General features: G+C 66.7%; 13 protein-coding genes and 2 pseudogenes. 11 read left to right on the top strand and 4 right to left on the bottom strand.

What is annotated here, in order from left to right:
• Positions 1 to 101 precede the first annotated feature (101 nt).
• Positions 102 to 497, top strand: coding sequence for a nitroreductase/quinone reductase family protein (locus tag OG568_RS05225; RefSeq protein WP_329530506.1), 396 nt, complete (start codon positions 102 to 104; stop codon positions 495 to 497).
• A gap of 145 nt (positions 498 to 642) precedes the next feature.
• On the opposite strand, the pseudogene OG568_RS05230 reads toward OG568_RS05225, so the two are convergent.
• Positions 643 to 1,344, bottom strand: a pseudogene (locus OG568_RS05230) (PP2C family protein-serine/threonine phosphatase); the annotation flags it as partial.
• Between OG568_RS05230 and OG568_RS05235 the strand changes: the two are divergent.
• The 5 genes from OG568_RS05235 (at position 1,280) to OG568_RS05255 (ending at position 6,931) form a co-directional block, all read left to right on the top strand.
• Positions 1,280 to 1,702 (top strand): hypothetical protein, encoded by a 423-nt coding sequence (locus OG568_RS05235; RefSeq protein ID WP_329530507.1) that lies wholly within the window; start codon positions 1,280 to 1,282, stop codon positions 1,700 to 1,702. The pseudogene OG568_RS05230 and the gene OG568_RS05235 overlap by 65 nt on opposite strands.
• A gap of 9 nt (positions 1,703 to 1,711) precedes the next feature.
• Positions 1,712 to 2,098, top strand: coding sequence for a transposase (locus OG568_RS05240; RefSeq protein WP_329536261.1), 387 nt, complete (start codon positions 1,712 to 1,714; stop codon positions 2,096 to 2,098).
• A gap of 57 nt (positions 2,099 to 2,155) precedes the next feature.
• On the top strand, positions 2,156 to 3,850 hold the full coding sequence (locus OG568_RS05245) for an ISAzo13 family transposase (RefSeq protein WP_329530508.1): 1,695 nt from the start codon (positions 2,156 to 2,158) through the stop codon (positions 3,848 to 3,850).
• Between the two features lie 120 nt (positions 3,851 to 3,970).
• Entirely contained in the window at positions 3,971 to 5,233 is a 1,263-nt protein-coding gene (locus tag OG568_RS05250) for an IS4 family transposase (protein ID WP_443077551.1), read from the top strand.
• 60 nt (positions 5,234 to 5,293) lie between these two features.
• Positions 5,294 to 6,931 (top strand): transposase domain-containing protein, encoded by a 1,638-nt coding sequence (locus OG568_RS05255; protein ID WP_329529911.1) that lies wholly within the window; start codon positions 5,294 to 5,296, stop codon positions 6,929 to 6,931.
• Between the two features lie 66 nt (positions 6,932 to 6,997).
• Here the strand turns inward: OG568_RS05255 and OG568_RS05260 are convergent, their stop codons facing one another.
• Positions 6,998 to 7,747, bottom strand: a complete 750-nt coding sequence (locus OG568_RS05260) for an IS3 family transposase (RefSeq protein WP_329530509.1) — start codon at positions 7,745 to 7,747, stop codon at positions 6,998 to 7,000.
• Between OG568_RS05260 and OG568_RS05265 the strand changes: the two are divergent.
• From OG568_RS05265 to OG568_RS05275, 3 genes and pseudogenes are all read left to right on the top strand, one after another.
• Positions 7,746 to 8,033: pseudogene (locus OG568_RS05265) on the top strand (transposase); the annotation flags it as partial. The gene OG568_RS05260 and the pseudogene OG568_RS05265 sit on opposite strands and share 2 nt — an antisense overlap.
• A 649-nt stretch (positions 8,034 to 8,682) precedes the next feature.
• Positions 8,683 to 10,119, top strand: a complete 1,437-nt coding sequence (ltrA, locus tag OG568_RS05270) for a group II intron reverse transcriptase/maturase (protein ID WP_329530510.1) — start codon at positions 8,683 to 8,685, stop codon at positions 10,117 to 10,119.
• Between the two features lie 30 nt (positions 10,120 to 10,149).
• Positions 10,150 to 11,205, top strand: coding sequence for an IS3 family transposase (locus tag OG568_RS05275; RefSeq protein WP_329530511.1), 1,056 nt, complete (start codon positions 10,150 to 10,152; stop codon positions 11,203 to 11,205).
• Between the two features lie 24 nt (positions 11,206 to 11,229).
• Here OG568_RS05275 and OG568_RS05280 read toward each other — a convergent pair whose 3' ends face one another.
• Entirely contained in the window at positions 11,230 to 13,530 is a 2,301-nt protein-coding gene (locus OG568_RS05280; protein ID WP_329530512.1) for a hypothetical protein, read from the bottom strand.
• Positions 13,531 to 13,704: 174 nt separating this feature from the next.
• On the opposite strand from OG568_RS05280, the gene OG568_RS05285 reads away from it, so the two are divergent.
• Together OG568_RS05285 and OG568_RS05290 are read left to right on the top strand one after the other, a co-directional pair.
• The gene (locus OG568_RS05285) at positions 13,705 to 15,063 is read left to right on the top strand and encodes a hypothetical protein (RefSeq protein ID WP_329530513.1); all 1,359 of its coding nucleotides are present in this window, start codon (positions 13,705 to 13,707) and stop codon (positions 15,061 to 15,063) included.
• 1,496 nt (positions 15,064 to 16,559) lie between these two features.
• Positions 16,560 to 17,765: a glycoside hydrolase family 64 protein gene (locus OG568_RS05290; protein ID WP_443077552.1), complete on the top strand. Its 1,206-nt coding sequence runs from the start codon at positions 16,560 to 16,562 to the stop codon at positions 17,763 to 17,765.
• Here OG568_RS05290 and OG568_RS05295 read toward each other — a convergent pair.
• On the bottom strand, positions 17,758 to 18,441 hold the full coding sequence (locus OG568_RS05295) for a TetR/AcrR family transcriptional regulator (RefSeq protein WP_266589273.1): 684 nt from the start codon (positions 18,439 to 18,441) through the stop codon (positions 17,758 to 17,760). The two genes, OG568_RS05290 and OG568_RS05295, sit on opposite strands and share 8 nt — an antisense overlap.
• Positions 18,442 to 18,569: the final 128 nt, after the last annotated feature.

Below are 18,569 nucleotides of genomic sequence, written 5' to 3' on the forward strand. Positions count from 1 at the left end.
GCGGCAGAATCCGGACCTCGGCATCCCACTGTCACCGTCCGACTGAATCGGTGGCCGGGCCCCGCACAATGGTGCCCGGCACCGAACAGGAGGACCCTCGCATGTCCCGCAACCCCGAACGGAAGTACCGCGTCGTCACGTCGTTCCAGCGGCGGATCGGCAATCCGCTCCTGAAGCGGCTGCCGATCCAGACCCTGCTGGAGACCACGGGACGCGCGTCGGGGCTGCCGCGGCGCACCCCCGTCGGCGGACGTCTCGTAGGGCGGGTGTTCTGGTTCGTCAGCGAGTACGGCGAGCGCTCGCAGTACGTGCGCAACATCCTGGCGGACCCGCGGGTCCGGGTCCGCGTCCGGGGCCGCTGGTACACCGGGACCGCCCATGTGATGCCCGAGGACGATGTCCGCGCGCGGCTGAAGAGCCTGCCGCGGCTCAACAGCGCCGCGGTGCGCCTGATGGGCGCCGGTCTGACTACGGTGCGGGGCGACCTCACGGACTGACCCCCGGCGCACGGTGAATCGTGCGCCCGACATCGAATTCCCATTTGCGTATTCCAGGAAAGTGTGGGCACGGGCATTGTTTCCGTGCCCAAGCACAGCGGGGCAGAAGGGGGAAGACGTACGTCGGCCACGGCGGCGTCGGGCTTCAGCTCGGGTGGCGGCGGCGGATGCGGGCGGCCAGCAGCGCCACGTCGTCCTCCGCGTGCCGGGCGTCGAGCCATACGAGGACCGCGTCGAGCGCCTCGTCGACCCCCGTCCCGGGCGGCAGTCGCAGCCCGGCCAGCCGGGCGAGCGAGACATCGATGTCCTCGTCGCGCCGCTCCACCAGACCGTCGGTGAACATCACCAGGGTGTCCTCCGGAGCGAGTGCGCGGGTCGCCGCCTCGTAGCCGCCCACGCCGGTGCCCAGCGGCGGACCGACCGGCACCTGCAACAGCTCCCCGCTGCCGTCCCCGGCGAACACCACCGGCGGCAGATGCCCCGCGCTGGCCAGCGTGGCCGTGCCGCGGGTCGGGTCGACCTGGACGAGCAGACAGGTCGCCGGACGCCGGACGCCGTCCTCGGCGACGGCCGAGTCCAGGCGGCGCAGCACCCGGTGCGGCGGCAGATCCGTCGAGGCGACATAGCGCAGCATCGAGCGGTAGGCGTTCATGTCCACCGCCGCGTCCAGCCCGTGCCCCATGACGTCGCCCACCGCCAGCAGGGTGCGCCCGAAGTGCAGCCGCACGGTCTCGAACCAGTCCCCGCCCACCAGGACGCTGCCGCCGAAGGGCAGATAGCGGGTGGCCAGGTCGAGGTTGGGATGCGGGCGGCCCGGTTCGGCCAGCAGCGCCCGCTGCAGGGAGAGCAGCTACCGCTCCACCCTCGCCGCGGAACTCGGCCGCGAGGCCCAGCGGCTGGAGAAGGAACTGGAGGATGCCGGCATCAAGCTGTCCGCGGTGGCCACCGACATCCTCGGCGTGTCCGGGCGGGCCATGCTGACCGCGCTCATCGACGGAGAACGCGACGCCTCGGTCCTGGCGCAGATGGCCAAGGCCCGCATGCGCCCCAATATCCCCGCCCTGGTCGAGGCACTGACTGGCAACTTCGGCGAGCACCACGCCTTCTTGTGCCGCCTGCACCTGGAACGCATCGACCAGCTCAAGGCGGCGATCGCCGGCCTGTCGGCCCGGATCGCGGAGGAGATGCGCCCTTTCGCCCGCTAGCTTGAGCTGCTGGAAACCATTCCGGGGGTCGGCCGAGCCACCGCTGAGATCATCGTGGCCGAGACCGGCGCCGACATGGGCCGTTTCCGCATCGCCGGGCACCTGGCGTCCTGGGCAGGCGTCTGCCCTGGCCACCACGAATCCGTCGGGAAACACAAATCCGGCAGCAGACGCCGCGGCAACCGATGGCTCGGCGCCGCTTTGGGCACCGCCGCCATGGCCGCCTCCCGCACCCGCGAGACCACCTACCTCGGGGCCCGCTACCACCGCCTCGTGCCCCACCTCGGCAAGAAGAAGGCGCTGGTCGCCATCGAGCACTCCATCTTGACCGCGGTCTGGCACATGCTCACCGACGGCGTCTCGTATCAAGACGGGCCTTGTCCCAAGGCCGGGTAGTTAGGGCTTGCCGGGAAACAAGCCGTCGCTTCCGGCTCCGAGGCTCGTTGCCATGGTATGGGGAGTCCGGAGGGGATCGAGGCGGCCCTGGCCGCGAAGTTTGCGACGCTGTTCCCGCATCTCGACGAGCGGCAGCGGCGGCTGGCCATAGGAGCAGAAGCACGGTCGCTGGGCCATGGAGGCATCAGGCTCGTCGCTCGTGCGGCCGGAGTCCGGGAGGGCACCGTGTCGTGCGGGGTGTCTGAACTGGAGTCCGGCGAGGCGCCGTTGGGGCGGGTGCGCCGGTCCGGTGGGGGCCGCAAGCGTGCGGTGGACCTGGATCCGGGCCTTCGGGCAGCGTTGCTGGCCTTGGTGGAACCGGATGTACGCGGGGACCCGATGTCGCCGCTGCGTTGGACGACGAAGTCGACCCGGCAATTGGCTGCCGAGCTGACTCGGCAGGGGCACCGAGTCTCGGCGGACACCGTGGCGGCCGTGCTGCGCGAGGAGGGCTTCAGTCTCCAAGGCAACGCCAAGACCATCGAAGGTGCCCAACACCCGGACCGCGATGCGCAGTTCCGCTATATCTACGACCAGGCCAAGGACTTCCAGGCCGCCGGAGACCCGGTGATCAGCGTGGACACCAAGAAGAAGGAGCTGGTCGGCAACTACAAGAACGCCGGCCACGAGTGGCGTCGCGAAGGCGATCCGGTCCGGGTTCACACCCACGACTTTCCCGATGCCGATCTGGGCAACGCGATCCCATACCGGATCTACGACCTGACCGCGGACACGGGCTGGGTCAACGTCGGCACCGACCACGACACCGCAGCCTTCGCCGTCGCCTCCGTCCGCCGCTGGTGGCACGCGGTCGGGCGCGATACCTACCCGCGCTCGCACCGTCTGCTGATCACCGCGGACGCGGGCGGTTCCAACGGCTACCGCACCCGGGCCTGGAAGTTCGAGCTGGCCGCGCTGGCTGTCGAGACCGGCCTGGAGATCACCGTGTGTCACTTTCCTCCGGGCACATCTAAGTGGAACCGAATCGAGCACCGACTGTTCTCCCACATCACGATGAACTGGCGAGGCAGGCCGCTGACCAGCCATGAAACCATCGTGAACAGCATCGCAGCGACCACCACCCGCACGGGACTGACCGTCCGCGCCGAACTCGACACCGCCCTCTACGAGACCGGCGTCCGCATCAGTGACGGGCAGCTGAACACCCTGCCACTGAGTCGCCATGACTGGCACGGCGACTGGAACTACACCCTCCACCCCCAGGAACACCGCCGGGACGGCGTCCTTCCGATCCCGCCCCAGAACGAAGCCGGCCCCGGCCGCGACTGGCTGACCCATCCCGCCCTCACCGGCATCCCGCACGAGCAGTGGGACTCGCTGGTCACCGAGCTGGCAGCGGCCCGCGCGGCTCAGCGGGAAGCAGACCTCCAGCAGCGACGCGGCGGCGACCGGCAGAAGACCCCTGCCGTCGGCCTCTATACCGGCCGGCGCCCCGGCCTCACCCTCGTCGACCGGCTCCTGGCCACCATCCTCTACCAGAGGTTCAAACTCCCCCAGGTCGTCATCGCCCCGCTCTTCACCGTGACACCCGTGACCCTCAACCGGGCCATCAGCCAAACCCGCCGGCTCCTCCACGACATCGGACACGCCATCAAACCCGCCGAGACGCAACTGGCCACCCTCGACGATCTCACCAACCTCACCACACACCTCGGCATCCCCAAACCGGAGATCAAGACGGCGAGTTATTGATCTGCAAGCCCTTAGCGTTTTCGCAGGTCACGCCAGTGAGTTGAAGGATTCTTGACGCAGAGCAACGGAGCTCGTTGGTACAGGCAGTCGACCAAGACAGCTTGTCCCTAAGGAGCTCCGTTGCCCCATCATTGTGTCCTGCCGTCTGCGCTGACGGCCATCACCCGAACGGTCACCGTGGCCGGGGGCCGGTTCGCTCCAGGGCATCTGAGGGAACTGACGGCGGTCGTGCCGTTTGAGCTGGTGGATGCGGTCCTCGCGGAGACGAGGACGGTGCAGCAGCGGCTGCGTGATCTTCCGTCGCGGGTCGGGGTCTACTTCCTGCTGGCGATGTGCCTGTTCCCCGAGGTCGGCTATCGCCTCGTCTGGGACAAGCTGACCGCGGGCCTGTCCGGGATGCCCGTGGTCTGTCCGTCGGCGAAGGCGTTGCGTGACCTGCGCCGACGGATCGGCAGCGCGCCGGTGCGGGCGTTGTTCGAGGTGCTGGCCGGGTTGCTGGCCCGTCCGACGACGCCAGGTGTGCGTTTCGGTCCGTACCGGACGGTGTCGTTCGACGGCTGCAGCTCGCTGAGGGTTCCCGATTCCGAACGGAACCGGGCCTGGCTGGGCAGGACTTCGCATCATGGCTATCCGACGCTGGAGTTGATGACGCTGGTCGAGACCGGCACCCGGGCCCTGGTCGGCGCGGTGTTCGGCCCCACCGCCGAGGGCGAGACAAGCTACGCCCGCCAGCTGCTGCATCTGCTGAGGCCGGACATGCTGGTGCTGTGGGACAAAGGATTCGACAGCAACGCCTTCCTCGCGCAGGTCACCGACACCGGCGCCCAGGTCCTGGGCCGGCTCCGCAGCAACCGGCACACGCCGGTCCTCACCCGCCTCGCTGACGGCTCCTACCTGTCGGTGATCGGCACCGTGAAAGTCCGGATCATCGACGCACAGATCGCCGTGACCTGCGCGGACGGCACGTCCTTCACCGGGTCCTACCGACTGGTCACCACACTGACCGACGCCCGCCGTTACCCCGCCACCGCGCTGGTGGGTCTCTATCACCAGCGGTGGGAACACGAATCCGCGTACTACGCGCTCCGCCACACGATCATGAACGGGCGCAACCTCCGCTCGGGCGACCCGGCAGGCATCGAGCAGGAGATGTGGTCCCTGCTGGCGGAGCAGAGGCCGTTGTCGATTCCTTCGGTTCGCGACCGGATCGTGCAGGCCGCGTTGAAGATCGTGCTCGAGCCGGTCTTCGAGGCCGACATGCTTCCGTGCTCGTTCGGGTTCCGGCCCAGGCCCGGAGCACACGATGCCCGGGCCTTGTCCCAAGGCCGGGTAGTTAGGGTTTTCGCAGGTCACGCAAGGGGAGTTGGCGAGTTTCCGACGTAGAGCAACGGGGCTCGTTGGTACAGGCAGTCGTCCAAGACAGCTTGTCCCGAAGGAGCTCCGTTGCTCGATCATTGTGTCCTGCCGCCGCCGTTGGCGACTATCACCCGAACGGTCACGGTGGCTGCGGGCCGGTTCGCGCCCGGTCATCTGGGGGAACTGACGGCGATCGTGCCGTTCGAGCTCGTCGACGCGGTCCTGTCGGAGACGAGGACGGTGCAGCGGCGGCTGCGTGATCTGCCCTCGCGGGTGGGGGTCTACTTTCTGCTCGTGATGTGCTTGTTCCCCGAGGTCGGCTACCGGCTCGTCTGGGACAAGCTGACGGCCGGCCTGTCCGGGATTCCTGTGGTCTGCCCGACCGCGAAGGCGTTACGTGACCTGCGCCGGCGACTCGGCAGCGCGCCGGTTCGGGCGTTGTTCGACGTACTGGCCGGGCCGTTGGCAAGGCCGACGACGCCGGGAGTGCGGTTCGGGCCCTACCGGACGGTGTCATTCGACGGCTGCAGTTCGCAGAGGGTCTTCGACTCCGATCGGAACCGGGCCTGGCTGGGGAGAACGTCTCATCACGGCTATCCGACGCTGGAGTTGATGACGCTGGTCGAGACCGGCACCCGGGCCCTGATCGGTGCGGTGTTCGGCCCGACGGCCGAGGGCGAGACGAGCTACGCCGGCCGCCTGCTGCACCTTCTGAGGCCGGACATGCTGGTGCTCTGGGACAAGGGGTTCGACGGCAACGCCTTCCTCTCCGCCGTCACCACCACCGGCGCCCAGTTCCTCGGACGGCTCCGCAGCAACCGGCGCACACCGGCTCTCACCCGTCTCGTCGACGGCTCCTATCTGTCAGTCATCGGCACCGTGCGGGTGCGGGTCATCGATGCGCAGATCACCGTGACCTGCACCGACGGCACTGTCTTCACCGGCTCCTACCGGTTGGCCACCACCCTGACGGACGCCCGCCGCTTCCCGGCGGCCGTGTTGGTGGATCTCTACCATCAGCGGTGGGAGCACGAATCGGCGTATTACGCGCTCCGCCACACGATCATGAACGGCCGCCTTTTGCGCTCGGGTGACCCCATCGGCATCGAGCAGGAGATGTGGTCGCTCCTCACGCTCTACCAGGCACTGCGGACCGTTATGGTCGACGCCGCCGAGTCCGTCCCCGGCACAGACCCCGACCGCTGCGGCTTCACTATCGCCCTCCAAGCCGCCCGTGATCAGGTCATCCAGGCCGCCGACGTCGTCACCACGACCGTCGAACCGGTCGGTCTCATCGGACGCCGGATCCTGTCAGGCCTGCTCCCACCCCGGCGGCAGCGGGTGAGTACCCGCAAGGTCAAAGCACCGACCTCCCGCTACAACGGGCGATGCGACAACGACGGCCGGCCCGATGCCAGCCGCACCGTCACCGACCTCGACGTCACCATCCTCGAACCCTCCGATCCGCTGCCCGCACTGCCGACCGCCTCCCGGGATGATCGGCACACCGCCCCCGGCAAGCGACGCCGACACCGAATCCTGACCCTGCTTGAGGAAGACCCCACCCGCCTCTGGCAACCCCGCGACATCGCGGCTCACTTCGGCGACGTCACCCTGGAAACCATGTACAGACAACTGAACCGCTGGGCCACCAGCGGACTCATCCACAAGCTCGGCCCCGGCCTCTACGCCGCCACAGCATGGTCACCAACTCCCCTTGCGTGACCTGCGAAAACCCTAACTACCCGGCCTTGGGCCTTGTCCCCGAGGAGTGGACACCTGTTCGCGTCGTTATGCGGCAAGTGTCAGCGTAGCTGATTGCTGTTCGTAGGCGATCGGCGCCTGCTGTCCGTTCGCCGAGTGTCGTCGGCGGGTGTTGTAGCGCGTGGTCCAGCGGAAGACCGTCAGGCGGCAGGCACGAGCCCCGTCGAAGCTGCGGGCGCCACGGAGCGTCTCACGTTTGAGGGCCGCGTTGAACGACTCGGCGAGTGCGTTGTCCGCGCTCGTGCCGACCGCTCCCATGGACTGCCTGACCCCCAACTGGGCGCACAGTTCGGCGAATTCGCGAGAGGTGTACTGCGCTCCGTGATCGCTGTGGAACACGGATCGGGCCAGGCTGCCGCGGGTCGCGGCGGCTGCCCTGAGCGCGTCGCTGATCAGCGAGGTGCGCATGTGATCGGCGATCGACCAGCCCACCAGACGGCGCGAGAAGCAGTCGATCACCGTCGCCAGATACAGGAACTCGCCGTCGCCCACCGGCAAGTAAGTGATGTCCCCGACGTACTTGGTGTTCGGCCTGCTCGCGGTGAAGTCGCGCCGGAACAGGTCTGGCACCGGTGTGGCGGACGGTTCGGGCACGGTGGTGACCTGGCGCTTGCGCAGCCGCAGCCCGGCGATGCCGTACTTGCGCATGACCCGTCCGACGCGCTTGTGGTTCACGCGCTCGCCGCCGTCGCGCAGCTCGGCGGTGATCCGGGGGCGGCCGTAGGTGAACCGCCCCGGTTCGAATGGAGACTCAATTTCGTGAAAGGATCGAGTCATGGCACGACCTTCCCGTTACCCGCTTGAGCTCCGCCGTCGCGCGGTGCGCATGGTCGCCGAGGTAGGCGACGACTACCCGAACGAGACGGCCGCCCTGCAGGCGGTGGCCGAGAAGCTCGGCATCGGCTCCCGCGAGACGCTGCGGAACTGGGTGAAGCAGCACGCGATCGACGCGGGGACACGACCGGGGACGACGACGGAGGAGTCCGCCCAGCTCAAGGCGTTGAAGAAGGAGAACGCCGAACTCAAGCGGGCCAACGAGATCCTGAAGGCCGCGGCGAGTTTCTTCGCGGCCGAGCTGTGCGCCACGAGGCGCGATGTTGATCGAGAGGTGGTGAAAGGCCACTTCCGTCAGGTCGTCGTAGCGGCCTGATCGAAGCTTGGGGGCAGCCTGATCCGGGGAACGCCGGTGAGGGTGGCAAGCGGCCCCGACGAAGGCGGGACGTGCCGGAACTACCAGACGGTGCGGGTCTGTTCAGCGAGGTCAGAAGGTGTAGCGAGAGCGAACCAGTGGTTGAAGCTCCGTAACAGCGAAGCCGGGTCAAATCTGGTGGATATGGGCCGGTGTGCAGTGCGTGGAACTCTGCTTTGCGGCGGGGGCCCAACTCCGAAGCCGTGTAGCTCTGACGGTGGGGAGGCCACGTTGAAGGTCTGCGGCGTAAGCGTGGCGATGCTGCCGGAGTAGAGCTGGGCGCCTCCCTGACCGATCGATCACATGGTGAACGTGGGAACCATCCGCGGTCGCCCTCCCGCCGGGCAGCCGGTCCGGTGGTGGGCAGGTCCGTTGCCGATTGAGGGCCGTGGGATGGGGCGGAGGCCCCGTAGTAGTCGCGGGCGTGACGACCCGCCGTGGAGGCCGTGAAAGACGGCCGCAGGGCGAAGGGGGCCAGCAAGTCAGCAGTTGAGGTTGCTGGAAGGCCGGGAGGTTTTCGCTGGTGAATACCGACGAACTGGAGCGCGCCTTATTTATGGCGGAGCGACGGGTACTGAATATCCAGACCAAGCTGCACCGTTGGGCCCGTGATGATTCTCATCGCAGGTTCGACGACCTCTACAACCTTGTTGCCGATCCCGGTTTCCTTCTGGTGGCCTGGGATCGGGTGCGGGGTAACAAGGGTGCCCGCACGGCCGGAGTGGACGGTCGCACGGCCCGTTCCGTCGAGGCCGGGCAGGGCGTCGAGGAGTTTCTCGACGAACTGCGGTCGCATGTGAAGGACCGTAGTTTCCGCCCGCTTCCAGTGCTGGAACGCATGATCCCGAAGGCCGGCGGGAAACTGCGCCGCTTGGGGATCGCGACCATCACCGACCGGGTGGTCCAGGCATCCTTGAAGCTGGTGTTGGAGCCAATTTTCGAGGCGGATTTCCTCTCGTGCTCCTACGGGTTTCGCCCGAATCGCCAGGCTCATGACGCGGTAGCCGAGGTGCACTATCTAGCTTCGCGGCCACGCAACTATGAGTGGATCGTGGAGGGTGACATCACGGCCTGCTTCGACGAAATTTCACATTCGGCCCTGATGGACCGGGTGCGGCGTCGAGTCGGAGACAAACGCGTCCTGGATCTGGTTAAGGCTTTCCTCAAGGCGGGCATCCTCGGTGAGGATCGTCTGCTGCGGGAGACGACTGCCGGAACCCCACAAGGGTCGATTCTCTCGCCCTTGCTCAGCAATGTGGCTCTTTCAGTCCTGGACGAGTACATCGCTCAGGCGCCGGGAGGCCCTGCTGCTGGGCAGCGGGAACGGAACAGACGGCACCGTCACGGTCTTCCCACCTATCGCCTTGTGCGGTATGCGGACGACTGGTGCCTGATGGTGTTCGGCTCCCGAACGGATGCCGAAGTTCTGCGTGAGGAGATCACAGAGGTCTTGTCCTTGATGGGCTTGCGCCTGTCTCCGGAGAAGACCCTGATCACCCATATCGAGGAAGGGCTGGATTTTCTCGGGTGGCACCTCCAGCGCCACCGCAAGAGAGGCACCAGCCAGCGCTACGTCTATACCTATCCCGCGAAGAGGGCCGTTCAGGCTGTGAAGCGGAAGGTCAAGATGCTGTGCCGAGAGGTCGAAGTGAACCAGCCGCTGGACGACCTGCTGCGTCGGATGAATATGGCGTTGCGGGGCTGGTGTGCTTACTTCCGGCCCGGGGTGTCCTCCGCGACTTTCGCCTATCTGAGCTACTACACGTGGCAGACGGTATGGCGATGGATGCGGCGCAAACATCGCCGGTCCACCTGGAAGGATCTCCGCAACCGCTATTGCGGCGGCGGATGGTGGCCCGCCAGTGAGAACAGAGAGCTGTTCGACCCCGAGAAGGTAGGAACGACCCGCTACCGATATCGAGGTTCTATTATTCCAGCTCCCTGGCCCATCGCGGGATGAGGATGTCCAACACGCGGTCCATTTCGGGGCTTGTGGAGAGCCCGGTGCATTGAGAGGTGCCCGCCGGGTTCGGGAAGCGGTCCGGGGAAACGGTCCGGTCGAAAGGCCGGAACCGCGCCCCGGGCCGACTTTCACCGACCGGCCACACACACGCTCGTAGCGTTCATCGACGAGCACCGGGACCGCTTCGGCGGCGTCGAGCCGATCTGCAGGACGCTCACCGAGCACGACTGCAAGATCGCCCCTTCCACCTACTACGCCCACCACAAACGTCGGAGCACGCCGTCGGCCAGGACCGTGCGGGATGCCGAACTGAAGAAACAGATCAGCGAGGTCTTCGAGGCCAACTACCACGTCTACGGGGCGAGGAAGATCTGGCGTGAGCTGAACCGGCAGGGCCGCCGCGTGGCCCGCTGCACCGTCGAACGCCTGATGCGCGAACTCGGCATCGCTGGGGCGGTCCGTGGTAAACGCGTGATCACCACGCTGCCCGGCGGGCAGGCCGAACGGGCGCCGGACCTGCTGGACCGCGACTTCGTCGCTGCCGCCCCGAACCGCTGCCGGGTCGCGGACTTCACCCACGTGAAGACCTGGGCCGGTGTCGTCTACGTCGCCTTCGTCGTGGACACGTTCTCCCGCCGGATCGTCGGCTGGTCCGCGGCCACCGTGAAGGAAACGGTCTTCGTCCTGGACGCCCTTGAGATGGCCGTGTGGCAACGTGATTGCGACCAACACCCAGTTCAGCCAGGCGAGTTGATCCACCACTCGGATGCCGGGTCGCAATATACGAGTTTCCGGCTCGCCGAGCATCTGGACGCCGCCGGCATCGCCGCCTCGATCGGATCGGTCGGCGACGCCTACGACAATGCCCTGATGGAGAGCACGATCGGCCTGTACAAGACCGAGCTGATCAAGCCCCAACGGCCCTGGAAGTCACTCTCCCAAGTCGAGTTGGCCACCGCAGAGTGGGTCGACTGGTACAACCACCGCCGACTCCACGGTGAGATAGGGCACGTTCCGCCCGTCGAGTACGAAGCCAACCACTACATGGAATCCACGAAACCCCAGGTCACAACCATAATCTGAGATCTCTATCGAACCCGGGGCGATTCAATGCAGCCACCGAACGGCCGCCGAGTCATATGTGTAGCCCGCACCATGATGGGTGTACGACACGGACGCGCGCACACGCTCCATCATCGCTTCAAGTCGCTGGCGCAGTTCGGGTACGCCGACCGTATGGAGGGAGCCATTTCTGAGGCGAAGTCTCTGGGCGAGATACCACAGTCGTTCACTGGCCAGCGGCGAATCTGGCGGCACCAGGAGAGCGCCACGCCGGACGACACGCTCAAGGGGCTTACGGATCTTGCCGCGGGCCCAGTCCCACCTGCCCAGCGGATCACCGGGAAAGAGGAACTGGCTCCACCAGAGCCATTCCGGGTCTTCACGGTTCCTCGGGTGCACTGCCAGAAGCGTCACCGCGGGAGGCTCGAAGGCGAATCTCGACGGAGAGACGGCCACCCACCCTTCCTTCGCCCACACGCCCCAGCGAGGCAATCGTCCGTCCCGTAGGCCGAGGAGCGAGCCGCTGAGCGGGCCAAAACCCTCCACATAGGCTTCGACTGCCTCGCGCAACCATGTGCCAACTGTTTCGGCACTTCGGAGTTCATCGTGGTCCGCGGGGACCATTTGGGCGGCTGCGGCCCGGGCCTTGTCCTCGGCCTCGCGCATCCCATCGTCTTGCTCTTTGCCTCGCGCGATCTCGTCGAACACCCAGGAAGCAGCCGCAGGGTTGGCACGGGCCAGGCGGAGCATGAGGTTCTCCGCTTCGTCTGGGTGGCTCGCGTTCACGGCGAAGGCGATCGCGTAGCGCCACCGGGGGAAGGTGTCAGCGGCGACGATCTCCTCCAGCCGGACGGCGCCCTGTCGCAGAGCCTGTGCGCCGAAGTGCTGCTCGAAGACGGGCAGTGCGAACCGGAGTCGCGCGCCCTCCTGGACGACGAGGCCGGTGTCTGTCAGCTCCCACACCTCGGCTTCATGGCCGAATTGCTGAGCGGAGACCGGGCCTCCGGCATTCAGGATACGTACGGCGAGGCGGGCCAACCGGTCCCAGGTCTGTGGAGTCGGGTGCCCCGTGCGCCGGCCTTTGATGACGGATGCGGCCAGGCCGGACAACAAGTCCAGGCTGGACACCCGCGCGTCCTCACCGGCGAGGAGGCGGGAGGCAACGGACAGGGACTGAAGGGGGCTGGTCAACAGATCCTGCACTTCGCGTTCCTGGAAAGCCATTCGCGCTTCGTCGCCGAGCACAAGGTCCAGCAGCTCCTTCCCCCTCCGCGCCGGCCACGGAGCGACCTCGTGCACCACGGCCCTGCCCAGGTCGACGCCAGGTCTGCACGTGGCGAGAATCCGGGCGCTCGGGTGGGCTGCAAGCAAGATCCGGGCCTCGTGGAGAAGGCGTGAGACCTGTTCGGGTGCGATCCCGTCGAGATCGTCGATCACGATGCGTCCGAGTCCAGTCGCCGGATCGCCGCCCGCGCGTGAGATGGCGTCCAAAAGATCTGGCACGGCCTTGCGGGCATCCACCCATGCAGGAATCGCCACTCCGGGATCCGCGACTGCCTCCTGCAGCCCCTCGCGCCACCAACGCTCGGCTTCTTCGCTCTTGCCGGCCCCCATCGGGGCGACCAGAACCGCCAGAGTGCCGGCGGGGACAGTCACCACCGGCAGTGACGACTTGTCAGCCCAGTCCAGAACGGCATGGACGTGTTCCTCGGGCACAAGGCTCAGTCGAGCCTCGCGTCGGTGCCGCGAGGCAAGGACCGTATCAGCGAGCGCATCCGACCGCGGCTTGGTCCCGGCGGATACCGCGTCGAGCAGCTGAGCAAGGACATCACCGGAGGTGATGGCACCGGCGTAGGTACGGCGGATGGAGTCGTAGCGATCCAGATAGCGGCACAGCTGGTCGTAGTGCCATACCGCCCAGTCCTTGACTCCCAGGCGGGCCACGTACGCGGAGACGAACTGTTTGATCTGGTCAATGCCTCCGCTTCGGGGCACGGGAGTCAGGACCACATTGGTGGTGAAGATCAGATACTCGGGCAGCCGTTCCCTCCTGGAGGCTGGGCTCAGCCACGCTTCGAACTCTTCCTTGATCTGCCCCTTCAACCACGAGACCGCATCCGAGGGTTGTTGATCGGTGCGCTGCCGGAATTTGGCCTGCACGACTCCGTAGCCGTCCCATGCCTCAAGCTCGCTCGGATACGGCACGCGCCCCTGGAACGTCGCCTCGCGCCCGCCGTCCTTGCCGTCCCCGAAGGCAGAGACGCCCGGCCCGAGGATCTCCTGGGCCAGAGCTTGTGACACGTGCTCGAACTCCCGGGTACTCAACCCGTTGAGGTTGTGATCCACCCTGCCATGATGAGCTACGACGCCCCCTCCTGGGCACCCAGCACAACTTTCACCGGCCGTCACGCTCCAAAGGCGCGCGCCCTATGCGCACTTGTGTGCGCCCGTCGTTCGACTCATACCTTGCGGCGTTGGTCTTAGGTCTCGCTGCGATCCGCCGGGGAACAGGGGGAACAGGTGTCGAAGTCGACTGCAGAAGCACTGGAAGATCTCGCACGGTATTCGAACGTCGCTGTCCATTCCACCTCGGCAGTCGCCGGGGACGTTGGCGCCGCAGCCTCGGAGGACGACGAGGAACGCAAAGAAAAAGACCTCGAAGCCCTACGGCGCAAGCCGGGCCTGCGTCCGCTCCGTGCCGCCGATCTCGACGGCTCGGTCCGGCTGACACCGTGGGACGTTCTGCACACCCTTGCGCGAGCCATCTCCTTGGCACGCCGAGGAGCAGCCCGCGGCCTGGCCGAACACTGGGGCAGCCTGAAATACAGCCTGGCCCTCAACGGCAGCCCCACGTCGTTCATGGGGCTCTCCGCCGAAGGGCGGGACACGGCCGACTACTACAAGGCACTCCAGTCGGGAGAACTCGGCATCGGGTTCGCACTGGCCGTCGCCGAACGGATTCTCAGCCGCCGCTACCCAGACCATGCGATATCGATCGTTCCCGCGGACACGGCCCTCCGCGCGGGCTGGGCCCTGAACAGCAAGGACAAAGGCACCACGGTGGGCTACCGATACCGCCCGCAGTACTTCGGTGAAGTCTGGAAACCAGGAGAACCGTCGCGGATCTTCCCTGTCGTCTCCCGCGGCAACCACGGCACCGCGACCACTTCCTACAGCCAACTCGCCGACGCCTCTGCCTACATAGAGGGAGTCCACATAGGCACCTACGACGAGACGCCCGGCCTGATCTTCAGCACACAGCTGCCGCTGGATGAGCCGCTCACCGTGCACGCGCTCAAGGCCGAAGGCTCGGACGGCTGGCTGTCCGGTACGGACACTTCCCCACTCGGGAACCTGAACGCACAACTCCAGGACGAGGCATGGCCTCCAGGCATTCACCCACCGGCCGATAACAGCAAAGGGCCGTCCGCGGAACCCGGCATTCACGTCACCGAGGAAATCACTGGATGGTTCCAGCGAGTCCTCGCACGCACATCCGCCGCGGGGCTCACCGCCTTCGCCGGCGACGGAAACTCCACCGCCCCGTACCTCACTACCCGCCAGGGAAGTCGCCGCTTCTCCGCCGGCATCGCCCACGCGGCCACCAGCAGCGTCCGGGACGCCAAATACACTCTCCTCGGTATCCCATTCATCGGCACCGACCACGTCTTCCGACTCAACGGAACACGTGTGGAGGCATTCTCCGGAGTCCACGCGGACCTCTTCGGTCACCTCAGCCACGGCCACCTGGAGCAATACCGCAGCGACGTCTACGCTCTGCGCTCCACGTGGCCTTCGGACACATGGGACAGGAAGTGGGACGGCCCCGTCTCGATACACCAGGACGGTTCCGTCCTGGCCATTCACCTGCTGCCCTGACCAACGGTCCACCAGTAGGCGGCCAGCGCAATCCAGAGGTCATGGAGAGGCGCGCAAAATGGGTGGCAGAGACTGCCGACGACTTCTGGACCAACCGTCGGCAGTAACGGCCTGTGATCAACAGGCCCGTGGAAGGGGCTTCCGCAGCGCGCCCCACCGACCACGCACTGGGCCATTCCCTGGGGAGAATCTGGGGAGTACGAGCGGCTCTGGCGAGTGTGCGGGGAGAATCGACCGCGTAACCGGACCCGAGCTTGAAAGACCCAGAAAGACGAATCAGGCCAGACCAGAGACCTATTTCGCGATATCACCGCAGGTCAGCGCCCCCAGGTAGACAACTTCAAGAAGATCTCTTCGTCCCCCGAGCCTGCCCGTCAGCATGCGTCCGCCGAACCCCGAAATCCTTCGGTGAGCCCACTGGGCACCATGACGTGCCGAACAGCAGCCCAGCCAGTGCCGCGTACCGACACCTCTTCAGGGCGAGCGCCAGGGCAGCGAGTCAAAACCGCAGCCATCCCTCTCTCACCACCGGCTTCGGTCACGATAAATATGACTACGAATCCGCAGACAAACACACGGAATTCAGGGTCACCGTACGACCGCAGCGATATCCCCTAGATGTTGCGGTAACAGTCCGCTCCCCGATACGCAGGCGCGGGACAGGCGGCTACCCTGCCGTCACTCACCCAACGAAGATTGCCATTTCTCGACCCGAACTGCGGGGCCGAAGCTGCCGCCCCTCCGGGATGGCACCGAGAATCAGCTATCCCCACATAACTGACACAGTTCCGTGTACCTCACGAGACCGGGCCCGCCTGAGGGTCGGCGCAGGACGGCTGGACCAGGTCAGGCTCAGCGTGCGCGTGGACACTGGCGGAGCATCTGACTACTCGTCAGTAGAGTCAGCAAAAGGTCAGCAAGTGTCTGATCAGACCTGGTCACAGACGCCGGCACGTGCACGTCATGCTCCGGTCCGAGCCGATCACCACGAGGAGCACTCCTCCCCTGGGCCGTTCCTGCCCAGGGGACGCCAACCGCGCCTCACGGATAGCCGCTCCAGGAACGCAACCACAGGGCAACCCACCCGACCCCGCGACTTCAGCCTCATCGGCAGGAGTTCGAAGCGGGCAGCGGAGCGCCGCCACAGCCCCGTGCACTTCCCCGAAACAAGTCCCCTCCATCCAGCCGTTCCAGCCGTCTCCGATGTTCTGCCGGGAACCCCCGCCGCAGTTCACGACGAGGGCCGCTCAGCCATCGAACAGCAGGTCAGCGCGCTCACACCGGCATCCATGACCGCTTCCGCCGGCTGCCCGTCGGATCCGCCGCGAACGTCACCATGTGACGCCCCAGGCCCAGTTGGACCAGACCAATTCTGTCCGGATCGTTGACATGTACGGAACCCGCCGCAATTCTGAGAGCGCTCTCAACGAGAATCGGACAGCTTCACTCCGCCGGAATCCACCTCGTTGGAATCCCCCCACCCAAGGAGAGAGCGAGTGACCAGAAGGCTCAGGAGTCTCAAATGGCGCGCCCTGGCGGTGGCTGCGGGCACCGTCACCACGGCGCTTCTCACGTTCGGGGCCCCCTCCGACGCGAACGCGGCCGTCCCGGCGACGATCCCACTGAAGTTCACGAACAACTCCGGCCGCAGTGAACCCGTTTACATCTACGACCTCGGAACGCTCCTCTCGACGGGCCAGCAGGGCTGGGCCGACGCGAACGGCACGTTCCACGCCTGGCCCGCCGGCGGCAATCCGCCGACGCCCGCGCCCGACGCGTCGATCACGGGACCGGCCAACGGCCAGTCGCTGACGATCCGGATGCCCAAGTTCTCCGGCCGGCTCTACTTCTCCTACGGCCAGAAGCTCGACTTCCGACTGACCACCGGCGGCCTGGTGCAGCCGGCCGTGCAGAATCCGAGCGACCCCAACCGCAACATCCTCTTCAACTGGTCCGAGTACACGCTCAACGACTCCGGACTGTGGATCAACAGCACGCAGGTCGACATGTTCTCGGCGCCGTACGCCGTCGGGGTCCAACTCGCCGACGGGACCACGAAGAACACCGGGCATCTCAAGTCGGGCGGCTACACCGGGTTCTTCAACGCCCTGCGCGGTCAGCCGGGCGGCTGGGCCAATCTGATCCAGACCCGGTCCGACGGCACCGTCCTGCGGGCGCTGGCTCCCGGCCACGGTATCGAGGCGGGGGCGCTGCCGAGCACCGTCATGGACGACTACGTCAACCGCGTGTGGCAGAAGTACGGTTCGTCGACGCTGACGGTGACGCCGTTCACCGACCAGCCGAACACGAAGTACTACGGGCGCGTCTCCGGTGACGTCATGAACTTCACCAACAGCGCCGGAGCGGTCGTCACCAGCTTCCAGAAGCCCGACTCGGACAGCATCTTCGGCTGCTACAAGCGGCTGGACGCCCCCAACGACCTGGTACGCGGACCCATTTCACGGACCCTGTGCGCGGGCTTCAACCGCTCGACGCTGCTCACCAACCCCAACCAGCCGGACACCAGCTCGGCGAGCTTCTACCAGGACACGGTGACCAACCACTACGCCCGCAAGATCCACGCGCAGATGGCCGACGGCAAGGCCTACGCGTTCGCCTTCGACGACGTCGGCAACTACGAGTCCCTCGTCCACGACGGCAACCCCCAGCAGGCGTACGTCACGCTGGACCCGTTCAGCTGACGGATGCCGACGGGCCCTCGTCGGGCACCGGGCTGGTGGTCCGCTTCACGAGGTCGTGCCAGCCGGACTCCAGACGCTCGAGTGGCATCCCGCACTGTCGCGTCAGGTGGTGGATCAGGGCGGGTTCCAGGTAGCCCATGAGGGTCTGGGCGAGCAGAACGCTGTCCGCGCCGGGCACGGCCTCGCGCAGGAGCATGGCGACGTGGGTGAAGCGGACGCGGTACGGGGCGTAGCTGAAGCGGCGGGAGGCGTCCGGCTCGGCGGCCATGTACAGGTCGAGCCGGTCGCGGGTCTCGTGCAGGACCCGGCAGCCGAAGGCGTGCAGACGGTCCACCGGTGACGCGCCCGGACCGAGGGGCGGCGGACCGCTGAAGAAGGCGGCCTGGAACTGCCGCTCGGTGTGGTCGAGCAGGGCCATCAGCAGGCCGGTGCGGTCGCCGAAGCGTCGGAAGACGGTCCCCTTGCCCACCGAGGCCGCGGCGGCGACGGCCTCCATCGTCACGTTGGCGACGCCGTGCTCCTCCACCAGGCGGGTGGCGGCCTCCAGCAGCCGGGCGCGGTTGCGGGCGGCGTCGGCGCGGAGCTGCGGCCCGCCGGGCCCGGCGGTCAGCTCCAGCGGGACGGGTGCTCCCGAGGGTTCCTGCCCTCTCGGGAAGGGCGGAAGTGCGGTGGACATGAACACAGCGTAACGGCACACGGGGGCAACTGGACCCTGGTCCGCTTAGCTGCTACAACATTAAACAGACCAGCAAGCGGACCTCGGTCCGCTTTATTGCCGCTATGTTTCGTCCCCGGGAGTTCCCC

It is taken from the genome of Streptomyces sp. NBC_01450, assembly GCF_036227505.1.
Lineage (GTDB): Bacteria > Actinomycetota > Actinomycetes > Streptomycetales > Streptomycetaceae > Streptomyces.